This is a genomic window from Parafrigoribacterium humi, assembly GCF_040227205.1.
Taxonomy (GTDB): domain Bacteria; phylum Actinomycetota; class Actinomycetes; order Actinomycetales; family Microbacteriaceae; genus Parafrigoribacterium_A; species Parafrigoribacterium_A humi.
Window position 1 is genome coordinate 93,018 of record NZ_JBELOA010000006.1, and the last position, 18,733, is coordinate 111,750.

Sequence of the window (18,733 nt, forward strand, 5' to 3'; positions counted from 1 at the left end):
TCGTTGCTTATGGGCTGCAGGCAATTGGCCCCCCCTGCCCTGGATCAGAGTATGCGATGCCGTTCGCCGCCACGGTAACAGTGGCCTGCACGGCAATCTGTGTTGCATTGGCCGGAACCGGAGCCGAGTAGTCGCTCCACGTGGCATCCCATGCGTCGACGCCGAGCACGGGGCGATTATATTTCACCTTATAGCTCACCGCCACGCTCGCTCCGTTGTTGTTCGGAGCCGCGAACGCGACTTCTCCGCCGGCCTGGCAACTGGTGATCCCGGCCCTCGTGTTCACCGGAATGAGCGAGATCCCCGCTGAGGCAGGCCCACAGTAGTTGTCGCTGGCATCGCGACATCCGCGGTACTCGACCGTGACCGCGGTGCCGTAGACGCTCGTGTTCGCGGCCGAGGTGAGCCACTGGCCCGCGGCGACATCCGCCCAGGCTCCGCCGTTCAGGCGGTACTGGTACCTCGTCGCCGTCCCCGAGGTCACGCTGAGGGTGCCCGCCCTGATGTCGAACTGCCCGGAGTCTGCGTGATTCTCGATGGTCGCGGTTCCCCGTGCCTGCCCGGGCGACTTCAGGCTGACCGCAACCGCGGACACGGTCGGTGTGCAGTACAGGCCGTTGTCCGCGCTGACCACGTAGAAGTAGCTGGCGCCGTCGACCGCGGTGGTGTCCTGCACCGGCGAGCTGGCGTTGTTGAGATCGCCGGCAGGGCACGTGGCCGGGGCCGCCTGGCCGGCCGTGTACCGGGTGACGCGGTAGGTCACCGACGGGCGGCCGTTCGGATCGCTCGCGCCCCAGCTCACCTGGATGTGCCCCGTCGCCGGGTCGTTGATCGCCGTGACGCCGCCGGCGGCCTGGCTCGGCGGTCCAACAGTCGTCACGCTCGAGCTCGTGCTGCGCCAGTCACTCGCACCGGTCACCTGAGCGCTGTTCCTGGCGTACACGGCCACGCCGTAAGACTGGTTGTTCGCCAGTTCCCCACCACCGTTGAGGAACTCGTAGCTCGTGGTCCCTGCGCCGACGTTGACGCTGATGCCGCCGATCACGACGGTGTAGCCGACCACGGGCGAGCCGTTCGACGGGTCCGGCACGCCGGACCAGTCGATCCTGACCGACCCACCCGCCGGAGCGGAGTTGGTCGCGGTCGCCGTGACGGATGCCGGGGCCGCCGGCAGCACATCCGACCAGATCGTGCTCCCGAGCGATCCCGGATCGGACTCACCGATCGCGTTGGTGGCCGTGACCGAGATGCGCACGGCGTTGTTCGGCCCGTTGCCCCCTGTCGGGATGTCGCATCCGCTCGTCACTGCGCAGGCCGTTGTCCCGACGACGGTGCCGGTGTCCGCCCTGACCGCGGTCACCTGGTATCCGGTGACCGGGGAGTTGTTGAACTGGGACGGGGTCCAGGCGATCCGAACCGTCCTGTCGCCGAAGGAGACCTCGCGCACTCCGGTCGGGGCATCCGGACGATCCTGCACGGACACCGTGATGGAACCCCAGACGTATCGATCCGGGTCTCCCGTCACGTCAGCGATCTCGTACTGAAGGTTCGTGTCTCCCGGCGCCGCAGAGGGTTCAACGGTGACCGTGAGTCTGCTGTTGTCGGCCGTCGGCGCGATCTTCACGCCCGGTGGGAGCGCATTTCCACCGAGGCCGCGAATCGCGATGACCTTGAGGGGCTGGCCGGGGAAGGGGTTGGTCGCCTCGTCATTGGCGAGTACGTCCACGGTCTTTGTCTGCCCGCGAGGAGCGATGACGGTGTCTGGTGCCGCGGAGGCGAGCGGCCTGGTCGACGCAACGACATCGAGTTCGATACGCCCGGCCTGGCCCGCACTCAGATCATCGCGAACCCCGAGCACGATTGCCGTCGTGCTGCCCTTGGCCGCGCTTCCGTTGGCCTTGATCGTGATCTTCTGCCCCGTGAGCGTGTAGGTGAAGCCCGTCGGCAACGGCGCGAGGACGGTGTACGCGAGCTCATCGATGTCTTTGGGATACGGATAGGTGGTCAGCTTGAGCAGGTCGAGGGTCTTCGACTGTCCCGGCTCGAATTCGATCACGCCGCCGTTGAACACGGGTGGCTGGTTCTCGCGCGGGGTCACGGTGATGGGGAGCACGATCGTCGCCTTGCGCCCCTGCGGATCCGTTGCGCTCGAGCCGTCCGTGACCTCGAACGAGATGGAGGCGGGACCGAAGTACTTCGAGGCGGAGGTGAAGCGCAGCGTGTGGTCGTTGACGACGAGGTTGCTTCCGTCCGAGTGGGTGGCCTGCACCGTGCCGGAGTCGGTCAGTCGCACCTTCTTGCCGCCGATGGCGACGACATAGTCGTCGAGGTCGATGGTCAGCGTCGACTCACTGCGCACCTGCAGCGGCGGCGCCTTGCGGTTGATCTGGGGAAGGGCATCGCTGAGCCCAGGCACCCAGATGAAGGCGTAGGACACGATCGTCGCATCATCGGGGTTCGCAACGGCGAAGGGGATGATCTGGCTCTTCTGTCCGATCACCACGTGCACTCGTTTGCCCGAGATCACCGTCGCGGAGGAGCCGTAGCCGGGAACGATCGAGAGGTCGACATCACTCACGGGACCGTCAGCGAAGAACACGTTCTGGAGCACGTCGACGTCGATGCTGTCGCGACCGAGGATGTCGGACAGCGTGAGCACCGTGTCGTCGGCGATCGGGTACGCGCGCGGGGCATTCGGATCGACGGTCACCGTGATGAAGGCGGAGCTCGTGCCGCCGTACTTGTTCTCGATCGTGTACACGAGCCCGTACCTGCCCGGAGCCCGGGGTGGCGTTACCTGCACGATGTCGCCGACGATCTTCGCCTTGACGTCGCTCTCGTTGGCCTTCACCGAGGTGACCTTGAGCACGCCGCCATCCGGGTCGGAGTCGTTGTCGAGCACCCGCACAGACACCGTGCGGCCGGGGCGAACGAGCACGTCATCCTGGGTGGCCACGGGGTTCCTGGCGGCATCGACGGCCGGGCTGATGCCCACTCTCACGGTCCCCGTCGCTCTCGCACCGAGCGCGTCGATCACCGTGTAGGTGAACGAGTCGGTCCCGGCAGAGTAGCTGCCGGCCTCGTAGTCCAGGTAGTCCGGGCCGATCGCGGTGACCGAGCCCTTCTGCGGGTTCGTGGCCTGGCCGAGCAGCTGCACGGAGTCGCCATCCGGATCGATCCCGCTCAGCGGAATCTTGATCCTCACCGTCTCACCGGCGACCACTCTCCCGGTGACCGTGAGCGGAACGGGAGGATTGTTGGTGGATGCGACCGCCTCGCGCACCGCGATCTTCACCTGCGCCTGCGCCACCTGCCCGTCCGGCCCGGCGACCTCGTACACCGCCGTGAAGTTACCCGGCTTCGACGGCGCGAGATAGCGCAGCACGTCTCCCGAGGCGAACAACAGCCCAGAGCTGCCGGAGAGACCGGTCGGAAGTTGCTGCTTGAGCGTGAGCTCCTTGCCATCCGGTTGTACGTCGTTGGCGAGCACGGGGATGCTGATGACGTCGCCGACCCTGGCCGTCGCGCTGTCGTCGTTGGCGACCGGGGGCTGGAGCAGTGCCGGATCGGGGATCTGGATCACGGTGATGACGCCCTGCGCGTTTGCGAGACCGTTGGTCACCACGTAGTTGAATCTCACCGGGCCGTTCTCAAGCGGGGCCGTGAGCGTGACCCTGACGGCACTCTGGTCGAGGATCTCCGCACGCACCCCCGAATTCACAGCGAGGTTCTCGAGGCGCGTGACCATGAGCACGCCGCCGGCGGGATCGATATCGCTCGAGGCGACGTCCACTGTCTTGGTTCCCAGGGTGCTGACGAAGATCGTCTTCGGGATGGTGATCGGCGTCGTGTTGACGTCCGGAGGCGCGGCGATATCGATCCTGACGACGCCGTTCGCGGTCTGGTCGCCGTCATTGACGACGTAGTCGATATAGAACGTACCGACCTGGCTGCTCGTGAACCGGAACGTTCCCGTGTCGAGGTTGGGAACGATCGTCGTGCCCGCCTTCGCTGGCACGCTCGCGAGCCTGAGCACTCCGCTGCCGCCCCTGACGTGGGAGAGCGGCGACACCGTCACCTCCTGCCCCGCGTATCCGAGCATGACGAAGGGATCCGCGACGATGGGAACCTTCCCGACGGCCTTGACCGTGACCGCGATGCTCCCCGTGCCGACCGCCGTGCCGTCCGAGACCAAGAGCGCTACGGACCGAAGCGCGCTCGACGCGCCGCCCTCCGTGAACACCACGGTGCCATCCGGCTGGTAGCTCACGGTGTCCGGCGGAGTCGTCGATGCTCCGGACAGGTAGAACGGATCCCCGTCCGGATCGACCCAATCGCCGAGGACCGATGTCGTCGCGCGCCCGCCCTGCGCGACCAGGATCCCGCTCCTGCGCACCTGGATGGGTGCGGAGTTCTCATTCGGCGTGCGGATCGTGACGGTGACGGTCGCGGTCGCCGACCCACCCCTGCCGTCCGTGATCGTGTACTGGAACGTCACGGGAGCGCTCGTGGCATCGGTCAGCGTGATCTGGAGCTGTTGCTGGTTGTTGATGAGGTCGAGCCGCCCGACGCTCTCGTCGATCGGCGTGAAAGACGAGACGACGAGAACATCGCCGTTCGGGTCATAGTCGTTGAGCAGAACGGGCAGCACACTCGACCTGCCCGGTCTCGCGCCAAAGGAGTCGTCAATGGCGATAGGAGGCACCTGGGTCTTCTCGTACTCCGGAGGCGTCTGGTCGTCGTTGTGCTCGACCTGCTGTTTGTCCTGTTTGACGGCGACCAGCTCTGCCCAGTTGTCGATCAGCTGTCCGTGATCCTGCACGGCCCAGGAGCCACCGCCACGAGGGTCATTGAGCAGCACCCGATCTCCGCTCGAGACGAACTCGAGCCGTGCGGCACCTGTCGGCATCTTCGCCAGTCGCAGAGTCGAGGCACTCGCGTCACCGGAGCACCGCCTCCAGGCCGTGCCGTCTGACCAGGCCGCGAACGAGCATCCATTGATCTGCGCCGGGGCGGCCGCGAAACCGCTTCTCCCCGTTTCGAGCGTGCGCGGCGCTCCGCCGTCCAGGGACACGCTGACCAGGCCGTCGCGATCCGCGATGAGCACGGCGTCGCCGGTGGTGGATGCCCGTTGCAGCACGGGCGAGCTGCCCGCGGCGATGGACGACGACAGGTTGACGGTGCGACCGTCCAGCATGAGGGTGCGCGAGGTCGCATCGAAGAGGGCCCAGTGGTCTCCGACCGAGGTGATGGACATGGCACCGCGGTCGTCGCGAGAACTCGAGACGGCAGTGCTTGACGTGACGGCATCCGACTGTTCGACGTCGACCCTCGACACCTGGTGTGCCTCGGCCGAGTACGCGTAGAGCACCCCGTCGGGGGTCATGCTCACGGACGAGTTCGCTCCGAGACTCAGGGTGGGCTGGGATTCCGTGTCGAACTTCGCGAGACCGCCGATCGGGACGATCCACACCTGGCCGGTTGTCCGTGCGTGAATGACGACGGTGTTCTGCGAGAGCAGGACCTCCGGGTTTGCCGGAGGCAGCGGGACGCTGTCGGCAACCGTGGAGGTGGCCTGGTCGATGATGTCGATCTTGCTGTCGCTCTGGTCGACCAACAGCACATCCGCGCCGTTCTGCACGACGTTGAGCTCGACACCGGTGCTGGCGACGACGGTGTTGAGCTCAAGCACCTGGGTGTTGGCTCGGCCCACCGCCTGGTCTGTGCCGTTCGACACCCACACGGAACCGTCGTTCAGGGTGAGGTGCTGGGCCGTATAGCCGGTGGACACGACCGCGACCGTGACCACGAGTGCGGCCACGGCAGCGACGCTCGTCGCCGTTATGGCGAGCGAGCGGTGTGTCGAGAGCCAGCGCCTAAACATCGTGGCCCATCACCCCGTGAAGTCGACGCATTTCTCGGCACTGGGAGGACCGACCTTGCCCGCCCGGTTCACGGCGACCGTGATGCAGACACGCTCCCCTGTCTGCGCGTCAACGGGGAACCTCGTCGCGCTCTGGATGCTGGAACTACCGTCGGCCGTGGTCACCTGGTACGAATCGCCCTCGGTGATTCCGGGATCGTCCCAGCTGAACACGACGGTTCGTCCGCTCGTCGTCGCGGTCACATCCGTCACCTGGGGTATCCCATCGCTGTTGGATCTCACGAGAACGAGAGTGACCGTTGCGAGAAGCACGATCACCACCACGGCACTCGCGACGACGCTCCAGGCCAGCGCCCGCATCCCCCTGCCCTGCGCGATCGGCCTGGTTCCCGTGCTCGAGGCATTGCCCTGGCGATGCACCGTGCCGACGGGCGCGTAACTCGCGTCGGCCGAGGTCGCTCGGCGCCTGCGACGCGCCTTGCCCGTCGATACCGCGCCCGCGACGCTGCGGACCCGGGTGCGATCCTCGAGATCGGAGACGGTCGCGAGCGCCCAGTCGTCCATGGCGACCTCGATGGGCGTCTGCGGCACGCCCAACTCTGTCTCTATCGCCTGGAACTCGTGCACAAGCTCGAGCGCGGAGTGCGGCCTGTTCTCCGGTTTGCGAGACATCGCCTTGATGAGCAGTTGTTCCAGGCTCGCGGGAACATCCGCCCTGCCGATCGGCTGGATCTTCGCGCGATTGATGCGAGAGATGAGGTCGGATGACTTGTTCGATTCCCCGGGGATCTCGCACGGCGAGCGCCCGGCGAGGAGCGAATAGACGGTCGCGGCGAGCGACCACACCTCGGAGGCGACGGTGCCGGAGGTCTCGTCCATGAGCACCTCTGGTGCGGACCACGGGATCGACATGCCCGCGACCTCCTGGGAGTCGGACTCACCGAGTGTTGCGGCGATGCCGAAGTCGGAGAGCACCGGGTGTCCGTACGCGGTCATCAGGATGTTGGACGGCTTGATATCGCGGTGAAGCACCCCGGAGCGGTGCGCCGTCTCGACCGCGCTGCCGATCTTCACGGCGATCCGCAGCACTTCGGCCACCGGCAGACGTTCCCTGCGGTACCGCTCGCTGAGTGACGACGAACACAACTCCATCACGAGGTACGGCCGACCGTCCGACGAGACGCTGGCCTGGTGCACGGTGAGGATCGAGGGATGGGCGCTCAGCTGCGCCATGAGGTTCGCCTCTGCCTGGAACATCTGGCGAACGTGATCGTTGACCATCTCGCTCAGCATGACCTTGACAGCGACCTGCCTGCGCGGCATGTTCTGTTCATAGAGGAACACGTCGGCAAAACCACCGGAGCCGAGAACGTGGATGTGTGAGAAACCAGGCAGCACCGGAGGCTGCGACGGCAGTCGTCTCACCATGGCTCCCCTTCGGTCGTCGGCGCAGGAGTCGCGCAACCGTGAGCAGCACAGCCGTCAGACCCAGTGTCCCATTGTAGGCACTGGACCTTGGCGCAACCCGGGGAAAAGACCCTGATGACGGCCCTATTTGCCCCCCTTTTGGGGGAGTTTTTTCGCATTGTCGGTGTGTTCCACGACGTCGACGACAACGACCGTGACATTGTCCCTGCCGCCCGCCGCGAGTGCGGCATCCACGAGGGCCAGCGCCGTTTCCTTCGCGCTGAGCCCCGCGGCGAGATGCAACCGGATGCGTTCCCTGTTGACCTCCTTGGTCAGGCCGTCCGAGCACAGCAGCAGCCTCAGCCCCACTCGCAGCGGAAGCGTCCAGTAGTCAGGCATCGGTTCTGCGTTGAACCCGACAGCGCGAGTGATGACGTTGCTGTCCGGATGTGACTCGGCGTCTTCCTCCCGAATCCGCCCGGAGTCGACGAGCTCCTGCACGACGGAGTGGTCGACGGTCACCTGGGCCAGTTCGTTGTGCTCGAACATGTAGACGCGGGAATCTCCGACGTTGAAGATCTCCCACGACGGCTTGCCGTGCGTGAGCGTCAGCGCCGCACCGGTCACGGTCGTTCCGACGCCGAGATGCTGGTCGTCCCTGGCTTCGCCGATGTCGATCGTCGCGCGCCGAAGACTCTCGGCAATCGCATCCTGCTCGGCGAACTCCCCCGAGACACTCTCCGCGAGCCTGGCGACGACCGCGGCACTCGCGACGTCGCCCGAGGAGTGGCCGCCCATCCCGTCGGCCACGGCAAAGATCGGGGGCTTGGCCAGGAAGCTGTCCTCGTTGTGGTCACGCCTGCGCCCGACGTCGGTCGCCGCACCCCACGACAGCACCAGGGCATCACTCTCGCGGCCCGGCACCGCTATCGCGTAGTTCTCCGTACTCGCACCGATCTCGGTCATGCACGCGTCCCAGCGCCCGCAGAGCCCCCGGCTACGCCCAGCCGGGGCGGCGCGAGGATCTCGAATACGTTGCCGTCGCCGATGTCGATAAGGGTTCCGGGCCGCACCACGAGCGACTCGCCCTGGCGCAGCTTGACCGGGCGCGCGCCCGGCATCCGCACGACCGTACCGTTGGTCGACCTCAGATCTGTGACGATGACCGACTTTCCTTCCTGACGCAATTCGATGTGTGTGCTCGATACCTCGTTCAGGGGCGATGGAACCCTGACCAATCGAGGAAATGCCTTTCCAATGACGCGCGGCGCTGTCGGCTTGCGACCGATGAGTGCGGGCACGTCGAGGTCGACGGCAGGCCGGCCTGCCATTCTGAACCCGTAGACGAAGGCAGGAGTGCGAGGCGGCACCGATAACGGCTCGGGCGTCCGGGCGAGCGCAGCGGCGGCCGATGCCATTGCCGCGGGCGACGGAAGTGCCGAGGATGCCGGACTCGGCGCGCGTACCGGACCCGGCGCATGCACGGGACTCTCCGGCAGAACGGCGGCGTCGCGCGCGATTGCCGGATCGCGCAGTGACTCCTGCAATCTTTTATGCGTGAGCGGGACCCTGCGCGGCCTGTGCTGTGGCGGTTCGACCAGGGCGGGCGGATGATGATCCCCGGCCACGACGGGAGACGGCCGCCTCGCTGCCACCGTCGAGACCACCGACGCTGCGGCAGTTCTCGGGGCGGGCGGGCGAAGCGGAGCGGTGGATTCGTGGTCGTTCGGTTCGTGCGGCACGACGGTGTCCTCATCCACCTCGCTCTCCGGCTGACGCTGGCGGAGCGACGGGATAAGGACTGTGTCGTCAAAATCCTCATGCACGCAGCCAGCCTAGAGCGTCAGAGTGAGAACGTTTCGGCCGGATGCGTGCGGCCGCCCCCGCTCAGTCGCCGATGTAGCTCATGACGTGCTTGATCCTGGTGTAGTCCTCGAAGCCGTAACTGGAGAGATCCTTGCCATAGCCGGAGTGTTTGAACCCGCCGTGCGGCATTTCGGCGACGATCGGGATGTGGGTGTTGATCCACACGCAGCCGAAGTCGAGCTTCTTCGCAAAGCGCATCGCGCGCGCGTGATCCTTCGTCCAGACGCTCGATGCGAGTCCGTACTGAACGTCGTTCGCCCAGCGGAGCGCCTGCGCCTCGTCGGAGAATCTCTGCACGGTGATCACCGGGCCGAAGATCTCGTTCTGCACCGCCTCATCCGTCTGTTCGAGGCCGGAGACAATCGTCGCCTCGTGGAAGTAGCCCGTGCTCCCCCGTCTGTGTCCACCGAGTTCGACCACGGCGTTCTCCGGAAGCCTCTCGATGAATCCCTGCACCTGGGCAAGCTGGTTCGCGTTGTTCACCGGCCCGAACAGGATGCCGGACTCGCTCGGTGCGCCGGTTCTCGCGTTCTCGCGCGCGTACGCCGCGAGCGCCGCGACGAACTCGTCGTGGATGCCCGCCTGCACGAGCACGCGAGTCGCGGCGGTGCAGTCCTGGCCTGCATTGAAGTACCCGGCCGCGGCAATGCCCGCGACGGCCTTCTCCATGTCGGCATCGTCGAACACGATGACGGGCGCCTTGCCTCCGAGTTCGAGGTGAACCCGCTTGAGATCGCTCGCGGCGGCCCGTGCCACCTCCATGCCCGCGCGCACGGATCCCGTGATCGAGACCATCTGCGGGGTCGCGTGCTCCACCATCAACGCTCCCGTAGTGCGGTCACCGGCGATCACATTGAGCACGCCCTTCGGCAGGAACTCCGCGGCCACCTCCGCGAGGAACAGGGTGGATGACGGCGTCGTGTCAGACGGCTTCAGCACCGTGGTGTTTCCCGCGGCGAGCGCGGGGGCGAACTTCCACACCGCCATGTTCAGCGGATAGTTCCACGGGGTCACCTGGCCGATGACACCGATCGGCTCCCGCCGGACGAACGAGGTGTGATCCTTCATGTACTCGCCAGCCGACTTGCCCTGCAGGTTGCGCGCCTCCCCCGCAAAGAAACGGATCTGGTCGACGGAGAGCAGGATCTCGTCCTCGACGAGTGTGCCCCTCGGCTTGCCGGTGTCCTGTGACTCCCGGTCCGCGAACTCCTCCGCGCGTGACTCCATCGCGTCGGCGATCCGGAACAGGGCGAGTTGGCGCTGGGCGGGGGTCGCCTCGCTCCACTCCTCGAAGGCCGCGGATGCCGCGGAGAACGCGGCGTCGACATCCGCTGCACTGCTCACGGGCGAGGTCGCGTAACTCTCCTCTGTCGCCGGATCGATGACCGCGAAGGAGGACTCCGCACGGGCCGGACGGTATTCACCGTCGATGAAGTTCTGCAGCTCTGGGATGCTCATGCCTCAAACCTAGCGACGGAACCATCCTTATGCCAGTGTCAGACCCACTGATTTCGTTGTCGAAATACTATTCAGATGCGGATTCGCTTGTCACAACCTGGTTTCACTGACAGAATCGACGCATGACTGCTTCTGGAAAACCAGCCAAGACTGCGCAGCTCGATGAGGTCTCCAAGGCCATCATCGAACAACTGCAGGCCGACGGCCGACGCAGCTATGCGGAGATCGGCAAGGCCGTCGGTCTCAGCGAGGCAGCGGTGCGCCAGCGCGTACAGAAACTCACGGACTCCGGCGTCATGCAGGTGGTCGCTGTCACCGACCCGATGCAACTCGGTTTCTATCGCCAGGCCATGATCGGCGTGCGCGCGAGCGGTGACACCACCGTGATCGCGGAGAGGCTCGGCAGGATACCCGCGGTGGACTACGTCGTTCTCACCGCCGGCAGCTTCGACATCCTTGCCGAGGTGGTCTGCGAGAACGACGACGACCTCATCGAACTGCTCAACCACGACATCCGCGGAATTCCCGGCGTGCTGTCGACAGAAACATTCGTCTATCTCAAACTGCAGAAACAGTTCTATAACTGGGGAACAAGGTAATCATGACCACCACCGTCGAGACGGCAGCGCCGTCCGCAACGTCACCGTCGACCAAATACGACGAGGCCGCGCTGCAGCAGAAGGCCAAGGACCACCTCTGGATGCACTTCGCCAGGCAGTCCGTCATGGAGGACGGCCCGGGCGTGCCCATCATCGTCAAGGGCGAAGGCCACCACATCTGGGACTCGAAGGGCAAGAAGTACTTCGACGCCCTGAGCGGGCTGTTCGTCGTGAATGCCGGCCACGGCCGCAGGCGACTGGCCGAGGTCGCGGCCAAGCAGGCTGAGGAACTCGCCTTCTTCCCGATCTGGTCGTACGCGCATCCGAGTGCCATCGAACTGGCGGACCGGCTCGCGGGCTATGCCCCGGGAGATCTCAACCGCGTGTTCTTCTCCACCGGCGGCGGAGAAGCGGTCGAGACCGCGTTCAAGCTGGCCAAGTATTACTGGAAGCTGCAGGGGCGCCCGACCAAGCACAAGGTCATCTCCCGTGCCGTCGCCTACCACGGCACTCCGCAGGGCGCCCTCGCCATCACCGGCATCCCGGCGATGAAGGAGATGTTCGAGCCGGTGACCCCCGGTGGGTTCCGGGTGCCGAACACCAACTTCTACCGTGCCCCCGAGCACGCGGACGACCTCAATGCCTTCGGGCAGTGGGCCGCGAACCGCATCGAGGAGATGATCGAGTTCGAGGGCCCCGAGACCGTCGCCGCGATCTTCCTCGAGCCGGTGCAGAACAGCGGCGGATGCTTCCCGCCGCCTCCCGGTTATTTCAAGCGCGTTCGCGAGATCTGCGACAAGTACGACGTGCTGCTCGTGGCAGACGAGGTCATCACCGGCTTCGGACGCATCGGCAACATGTTCGCCTCGACGACCTACGGCTTCCAGCCCGACATGATCACCTGCGCCAAGGGCATGACGAGCGGGTACTCCCCGATCGGCGCGACGATCATCAGCGACAAGCTATACGAGCCGTTCAAGCACGGCGACACGGCGTTCTACCACGGGTACACCTTCGGCGGACACCCGGTGTCCTCCGCAGTCGCGCTCGCCAACCTCGACATCTTCGAGGAGGAGAAGCTCAACGAGAACGTGCGCACCAATTCGCCGATCTTCCGCGCGACCCTCGAGAAGCTGCTCGACCTGCCGATCGTAGGCGACGTGCGCGGAGACGGATACTTCTTCGGCATCGAACTCGTCAAGGACAAGGTCACCAAGGAGACCTTCGACGACGACGAGTCCGAGCGACTGCTGCGCGGCTTCCTCTCCAAGGCACTGTTCGAGGCCGGGTTGTACTGCCGCGCGGATGACCGGGGCGACCCCGTCGTGCAGCTCGCTCCACCGCTGACCGTCGGCCCGAAGGAGTTCGACGAGATCGAGGGCATCCTCCGCGGTGTGCTCACCGAGGCCTGGACGAAGATCTAGCCAATCCACTATCGAAGGCTCAAGTGCTTTCGGAAATTCAGGACTGTGGCACGAAAAGCGTGCTCACACGCGGCCTACCGCGCGTTTGCGCCACCACTCTCCTGAATTTCCGTAAGCACGCTGCGATTTTTCGTGACTGCGGGGAGTATATGAAAAGCGGATACCGGGACCTCAGCTTCTGGCTCGACTCAGTGGTCCGCTCCGGCGCGGACGAGCTCGCGGCGCGGGCTTCGCTGCCGGGCGACAGTTCGGTTGACGTCGCCATCGTCGGCGGCGGCCTCACCGGGCTGTGGACCGGGTACTACCTGCTCAAGCGCGACCCGGGACTGCGCGTCGCGGTGATCGAGAAGAACATCGCGGGCTTCGGGGCATCAGGGCGCAATGGCGGATGGTGCTCCGCGCTGTTCCCCGCGTCCGTCGCCGGGCTCGAGCGACGGCACGGCCTCGAGGCCGCCCTCGCCATGCGCCGCGCCATGATCGACACCGTCGACGAGGTCGGCAGGGTGACGCATGTCGAGGGCATCGACTGCGACTTCGCCAAGGCCGGCACCCTCGTCTACGCCCGTTCGCGGCCGCAACTCGCCCGGGCCAGGGCGGATGTCGCGGAGGCCGCGCACTACGGCGTCGACCGGGTGGAGTTGATCGAGAGCCCCGTCGCCGCGCCGGTCGGCACGCTCGCCGCCACCTTCGACCCGGCCTGCGCGCGACTGCACCCGGCGAAGCTCGTGCGCGGCCTCGCTCGCGCGGTCGAGCGTCTGGGCGGCACGATCTACGAAGAGACCGAGGTGCTCGATTGGAGCACTGGCTCCGTGCTCACGACCCACGGCACGGTGACCGCGGACACCGTGGTGCTCGCAACGGAGGGCTATGGCTCCGCGCTGCCGAAGACCCGCCGCCGCGTGCTGCCGCTGTACTCCCTCATGATCGCGACCGAGCCGCTCGGCGACGACACCTGGCGTGAGATCGGCATCGAGCAGGGTCAGACCTTCGCCGACTACAGGCACCTGCTCATCTACGGGCAGCGCACGGCAGACAACCGCTTCGCCTTCGGTGGCCGCGGGGCGCGCTATCACTGGGGCAGCAGCATCCGCCCTGAATACGATCGGGTGCCGCGAGTCTTCGAGCACCTGCGCAGGACGCTCGTGGAGCTGTTCCCCCAGGCGGCGGATGCGGCGGTCACCCACCGCTGGGGCGGCCCGCTCGGCGTGCCCCGCGATTGGCACGCGCACGCGAGCTTCGACCCCGCGACTCGCATCGCCTCGGCTGGAGGCTATGTCGGCGACGGACTCAGCACCACGAACTTGGCCGGGCGCACCCTGGCCGACCTCATCACCGGGCAAGACACCGAACTCACCCGGCTTCCCTGGACCAACCACCGCTCACCGAGCTGGGAACTCGAGCCGCTGCGCTTCGTCGGCTCGAACCTCGGCCTGCTCGCGATGGAGGCGGCAGACCTGGAGGAGCGCATCACCCGCTACCCGTCACTAGCGGCGAAGCTCATGGCCCCTCTCACCGGTCACTGACCGTCCGCCGCCGCACTGTCGCCGTCGTGCGCCTCGCGGCGGGAGAAACGCTCGCGTGACGGGACGTAATGACCCGTTCGGCGGGAGTAACAGTCTCGCGGAGGGAGTTGCAACTCCCGCCGCGAGACTGTTACTCCCGCCACCAGCGAGATGATGGCGGGATGGTTGCGCGGGGCCTATTCAGCGGTTTAGGCCTCCTCGACCAGGTCGTTCGCGGGCCCGGCGAACTGCGCCTGGTAGAGCCGGGCGTACGCGCCGTTCGCCTCGAGAAGCTCGGAGTGGTTGCCCTGCTCCACGATCTGGCCGTTCTCCATCACCAGAATGAGGTCGGCATCCCGAATCGTCGACAACCGGTGCGCTATCACGAAGCTCGTGCGGTCCGAACGCAGAGCCGCCATGGCCTTCTGCACGAGCACCTCGGTTCGCGTGTCGACCGAGCTCGTCGCCTCGTCCAGGATGAGGACGCTGGGCTTGGCGAGGAACGCGCGGGCGATGGTGAGCAGCTGCTTCTCCCCGGCGCTCACGTTCTCCGCCTCGTCGGCGAGAATCGTGTCGTAGCCGTCGGGCAGCGAGCGCACGAAGCGATCGACGTATGTTGCCGTCGCGGCGTCGATGATCTCCTCCTCCGTCGCATCCGGCCGCCCGTACGCGATGTTGTCGCGGATCGTGCCGCCGAACAGCCAGGTGTCCTGCAGCACCATGCCCATCCGGCCGCGCAGATCGTCCCTCGTCATCGCGGCGATGTCCACGCCGTCGAGCGTGATGCGGCCGGAGTCCAGCTCGTAGAACCGCATCATGAGGTTCACGAGCGTCGTCTTGCCCGCGCCGGTCGGCCCGACGATCGCGATCGTGTGTCCGGGCTCGGCGGTGAGCGAGACGTGGTCGATGAGGGGCTTGTCCTCCGAGTAGCGGAACGAGACGTCCTCGAACACGAGGCGCCCGACGGATGCCGCGGGAGACTCGGCGGGCCAGCGATCCGCGGACTGGTCCTCGGCATCCAGCAGCTCGAAGACGCGCTCCGCGGAGGCGACCCCGGACTGGATGAGGTTTGCCATGCTGCCGAGCTGCGTGAGCGGCTGGGTGAACTGGCGGGAGTACTGCAGGAAGGCCTGCACGTCTCCGAGGCTCATCGACCCGCCAGCGACGAAGGCGCCACCGACGACGGCGATCGCGACGTAGATCAGGTTTCCGACGAACATCATCGAGGGCATGATGATTCCCGAGACGAACTGCGCGCCGAAGCTGGCCTTGAACAGCTGCTCGTTCTTGTCATCGAAGACCGCGCCCACCTCTCGCTGGCGACCGAATACCTTGACAAGCGAGTGGCCGGTGAAGTTCTCCTCGATGTCGGCGTTGAGCTCGCCGGTGTACTTCCACTGCTGCACGAAGAGCTTTTGCGAGCGCTTCGCGACGAGCGCCGTGATCAGCACCGTCAGCGGAATGGTCACGAGGGCGATCAGCGCGAGTACCCACGAGATGAGGAACATCATGACGAGCACGCCGACGACGGTGAGCAGGGAGGTGACCATCTGGCTGAGCGTCTGCTGCAGGCTCTGCGACACATTGTCGATGTCGTTCGTGACACGGCTGAGCAGCTCACCGCGCTGCATCGTGTCGTAGTAGCGCAGCGGGAGGCGGTTGATCTTCTCCTCGACGTCCTGGCGCAGCCGGAACACGATGCGCTGTACGACCTCGTTGAGAACATAGGCCTGAAGCCAGCCGAACACCGAGGAGAGCACGTAGAGCGCGAGTACCCACATGAGCACCGTGCTGAGCGCGTGCAGGTCGACGCCGATACCCGGGGTAAGGTGCATCCCGCTGAGGAGGTCAGCCTGGCCCGTGTCACCCTTCGCCCTGAGTCCCGCGATGATCTGCGCTTTCGTGACGCCAGACGGTAGCCCCTTCGAGATCACGCCCTCGAAGATGAGGGTGGTGGCCTGGCCGAGCAACTTGGGCCCGATCACGCTGAAGGTGACGCTGACGACCGTGAACAGGAACACCGAGAGCACGCCGACCCAGTGGGGCTTCAGCCGCCCGGCCAGCCGCTTGGCGGATGCCCCGAAGTTCATCGCCTTCTCCGCGGGCATGCTCGCCCCGCCCATCGGGCCACGGCGCATGGGCGGCCTGGCCGACCTCGGGCGCTCTTCCGTCGTCTCGCTCATGCTGCTTCCTCTGCGGTGAGCTGGGACTCGACGATCTCAGCGTAGGTGGTGGATGTCGTCAGCAGTTCGTCGTGCGTGCCGCGGCCCACGATTTCTCCACCCTCGAGCACGATGATCTGGTCGGCGTCCATGATGGTCGCCACCCGCTGCGCGACGACGATGATGGTCGCGTCGCTGCGGTGCTTGGCGAGGGCCGTGCGGAGCCGGGCATCCGTCGCACTGTCGAGCGCGGAGAACGAGTCGTCGAAGATGTAGATCTCCGGCTTCTTCACGAGTGCCCTGGCGATCGCGAGTCGCTGGCGTTGCCCGCCGGAGACGTTGGTGCCACCCTGGGCGATCGCGGCCTCGAGCCCGCCCTCCATCTCCTCGACGAAGTGCCTTCCCTGGGCGATCGTGAGCGCCTCCCAGAGTTCCTCGTCGGTCGCATCCGGTTTCCCGTAGCGCAGGTTGCTCGCGACGGTTCCCGCGAACAGGTACGGCTTCTGCGGCACGAGTCCTATTCGACTCCACAGCAGGTCGGGGTCGAGCTCACGCACGTTGACGCCGTCGACGAAGACGGAACCGCCCGTGGCATCGAAGAGCCGGGGCAGCAGGTTTACGAGCGTCGTCTTTCCTGCTCCGGTACTGCCGATGATCGCGGTGGTCTGTGCGTCGCGCACGGCAAAGTTGAGGTTGTGCAGAACGGGCTCCTCCGCGCTCGGGTACGCGAAGGAGACATCCACGAACTCGACGGTTCCCCGGCCTGCGAGCGTCGTCATCCCGTGCTCGGGCATCACCACGGACGACTTCGTCTCGAGCACCTCGCCGATGCGGTCGCCGCTCACGGAGGCACGCGGGAGGATGACGCCGAGGAAGGTCGCCATCATGACGGCCATGAGGATCTGCAGCAGGTAGCTGAGGTAGGCGATGAGCGCGCCGACCTGCATCTCGCCGGACTCGACGCGGAGACCACCGAACCAGATCACCGCGACGCTCGACACGTTGAGCACGAGCATGACGATCGGGAACATGAGCGCGAACAACCGGCCTGCGCCGAGAGCGGTCTCGGTCAACTCGCCGTTGGCCTTCTCGAAGCGCGCGGTCTCGATGTTCTCCCGCACGAACGCGCGGATGACCCGGATGCCCGTGAGCTGCTCCCGCAGGACCTGGTTGACCTTGTCGATGCGCTTCTGCATGAGGCGGAACAGCGGAACCATCCGCGAGACGATGAAGCCGATGGAGACCAGCAGCACCGGGACGCTCACGGCCATCAGCCAGGACAGTCCGAAGTCCTGCTGCATCGCCATGATGACGCCCCCGACCGCGAGGATCGGAGCGGAGACGAACAGCGTGCAGGTCATCAGCACGAACATCTGCACCTGCTGCACGTCGTTGGTCGTGCGGGTGATGAGCGACGGTGCGCCGAACTGCGAGACCTCGCGCTCGGAGAACGCGCTCACCCGATGGAAGATCGCGCCGCGCAGATTACGCCCGACCATCATCGACACCTTCGCCCCGAAGTAGACCGCAGTGATGGCGCAGGCGATCTGGCCGAGCGTGATGGCGAGCATGATCGAGCCGATGACCAGGATGTGTCCGACATCGCCCTTGGCCACGCCGTTGTCGATGATGTCGGCAACGAGGTTCGGCAGGTAGAGCGAGGCGATGGATTGCGCCGCCTGGAAAACGCCGACTCCCACGAGCAGTGGCCAGTGGGGTGCGAGGTAACGGCGAAGAATCGTGAGCAACATGGCTGTCAGTGCCGGCTTTCTTTCGTTCCGATGGTGGTGATGGAGGCGGTCGTGCTCTCGTGCCCGACGATGCCGTGGAGCACGATCGCCGCGAGTTCGGTCTCGGTGAACTCCATGTTGTGGGTGAGCATGGGCAGGGAGGAGGCGAAGGTGATGAGGCGGATGATCTGGCCCACCCGCTCCGGCGGCCAGTTGAGCCGCTCGAGCTCCGGCTCCAGCAGCATGGTGACGATCGCGGAGTACTCCTGGCCAGCATCCGGCCGATGAGGCGGCGGCCCACCGACGAGCGCCATGATCCTGAAGATGTCGCCGAAGCGCCTCTTCATGAGCATGATCACGGCGAGCACCTTCTGGTCGAGCGGTAACCGTGGGTCGATGGCGCGGAGGTCGGCACGCAGCGGCTCGGGGTCGAGGAACTTGGCGATGGCGGCCTCGATGAGGCTCTCCTTGTCGCCGAAGGCCCGGAACACCGTGCCCTCGGCGATGCCCGCCGCCTCGGCGATCTGCTTCGAGCTGATGTCCCGGCCGTGCTCCTTCAGAAGCGGCATCACGGCGTCGAGGATCATCGCGCGACGGTCATCGAGGGGAAGCGGCCTGGCGCGAGTTCCCTCGTTCTTTGTCGTCTCTGGACTCGGCACGGGTTCGAGTGTAACTGAGTGAGTACTCACTCAGCAAGCAGA

Annotated in this window: 11 protein-coding genes; 3 read left to right on the plus strand and 8 right to left on the minus strand. The window is 66.0% G+C overall.

The genetic code is table 11. The features are described 5' to 3' along the window. Positions 1 to 7 precede the first annotated feature (7 nt). The 5 genes from ABUA28_RS10770 to ABUA28_RS10790 form a co-directional block, all read right to left on the minus strand. On the minus strand, positions 8 to 5,884 hold the full coding sequence (locus ABUA28_RS10770) for an Ig-like domain-containing protein (RefSeq protein WP_349904177.1): 5,877 nt from the start codon (positions 5,882 to 5,884) through the stop codon (positions 8 to 10). A 9-nt stretch (positions 5,885 to 5,893) separates the two neighbouring features. Continuing rightward, positions 5,894 to 7,312, minus strand: coding sequence for a serine/threonine-protein kinase (locus ABUA28_RS10775; protein WP_349904178.1), 1,419 nt, complete (start codon positions 7,310 to 7,312; stop codon positions 5,894 to 5,896). A gap of 123 nt (positions 7,313 to 7,435) precedes the next feature. Then, positions 7,436 to 8,257, minus strand: coding sequence for a PP2C family protein-serine/threonine phosphatase (locus ABUA28_RS10780; protein ID WP_349904179.1), 822 nt, complete (start codon positions 8,255 to 8,257; stop codon positions 7,436 to 7,438). After that, positions 8,254 to 9,117, minus strand: a complete 864-nt coding sequence (locus tag ABUA28_RS10785; RefSeq protein WP_349904180.1) for an FHA domain-containing protein — start codon at positions 9,115 to 9,117, stop codon at positions 8,254 to 8,256. Before ABUA28_RS10785 ends, ABUA28_RS10780 begins: the two co-directional genes overlap by 4 nt. Before the next feature lie 61 nt (positions 9,118 to 9,178). Continuing rightward, positions 9,179 to 10,615, minus strand: coding sequence for a gamma-aminobutyraldehyde dehydrogenase (locus tag ABUA28_RS10790; RefSeq protein WP_349904181.1), 1,437 nt, complete (start codon positions 10,613 to 10,615; stop codon positions 9,179 to 9,181). A 122-nt stretch (positions 10,616 to 10,737) separates the two neighbouring features. On the opposite strand from ABUA28_RS10790, the gene ABUA28_RS10795 reads away from it, so the two are divergent. The 3 genes from ABUA28_RS10795 (at position 10,738) to ABUA28_RS10805 (ending at position 14,161) form a co-directional block, all read left to right on the plus strand. Beyond that, positions 10,738 to 11,214 carry an Lrp/AsnC family transcriptional regulator gene (locus ABUA28_RS10795; RefSeq protein ID WP_349904182.1) on the plus strand — a complete coding sequence of 159 codons (477 nt, stop codon included), beginning with the start codon at positions 10,738 to 10,740 and terminating at the stop codon, positions 11,212 to 11,214. A gap of 2 nt (positions 11,215 to 11,216) precedes the next feature. Continuing rightward, positions 11,217 to 12,638, plus strand: a complete 1,422-nt coding sequence (locus tag ABUA28_RS10800; RefSeq protein ID WP_349904183.1) for an aspartate aminotransferase family protein — start codon at positions 11,217 to 11,219, stop codon at positions 12,636 to 12,638. A 149-nt stretch (positions 12,639 to 12,787) separates the two neighbouring features. Continuing rightward, positions 12,788 to 14,161 (plus strand): NAD(P)/FAD-dependent oxidoreductase, encoded by a 1,374-nt coding sequence (locus tag ABUA28_RS10805; protein WP_349904184.1) that lies wholly within the window; start codon positions 12,788 to 12,790, stop codon positions 14,159 to 14,161. Between the two features lie 188 nt (positions 14,162 to 14,349). Here the strand turns inward: ABUA28_RS10805 and ABUA28_RS10810 are convergent, their stop codons facing one another. From ABUA28_RS10810 to ABUA28_RS10820, 3 genes are read right to left on the minus strand one after another with little or no spacing between them, the layout of a single operon-like run. Continuing rightward, positions 14,350 to 16,323 carry an ABC transporter ATP-binding protein gene (locus tag ABUA28_RS10810; protein WP_349904185.1) on the minus strand — a complete coding sequence of 658 codons (1,974 nt, stop codon included), beginning with the start codon at positions 16,321 to 16,323 and terminating at the stop codon, positions 14,350 to 14,352. Next, positions 16,320 to 18,053: an ABC transporter ATP-binding protein gene (locus ABUA28_RS10815; protein ID WP_349904186.1), complete on the minus strand. Its 1,734-nt coding sequence runs from the start codon at positions 18,051 to 18,053 to the stop codon at positions 16,320 to 16,322. Before ABUA28_RS10815 ends, ABUA28_RS10810 begins: the two co-directional genes overlap by 4 nt. A gap of 5 nt (positions 18,054 to 18,058) precedes the next feature. Further along, the gene (locus ABUA28_RS10820) at positions 18,059 to 18,691 is read right to left on the minus strand and encodes a TetR/AcrR family transcriptional regulator (RefSeq protein ID WP_349904187.1); all 633 of its coding nucleotides are present in this window, start codon (positions 18,689 to 18,691) and stop codon (positions 18,059 to 18,061) included. Positions 18,692 to 18,733: the final 42 nt, after the last annotated feature.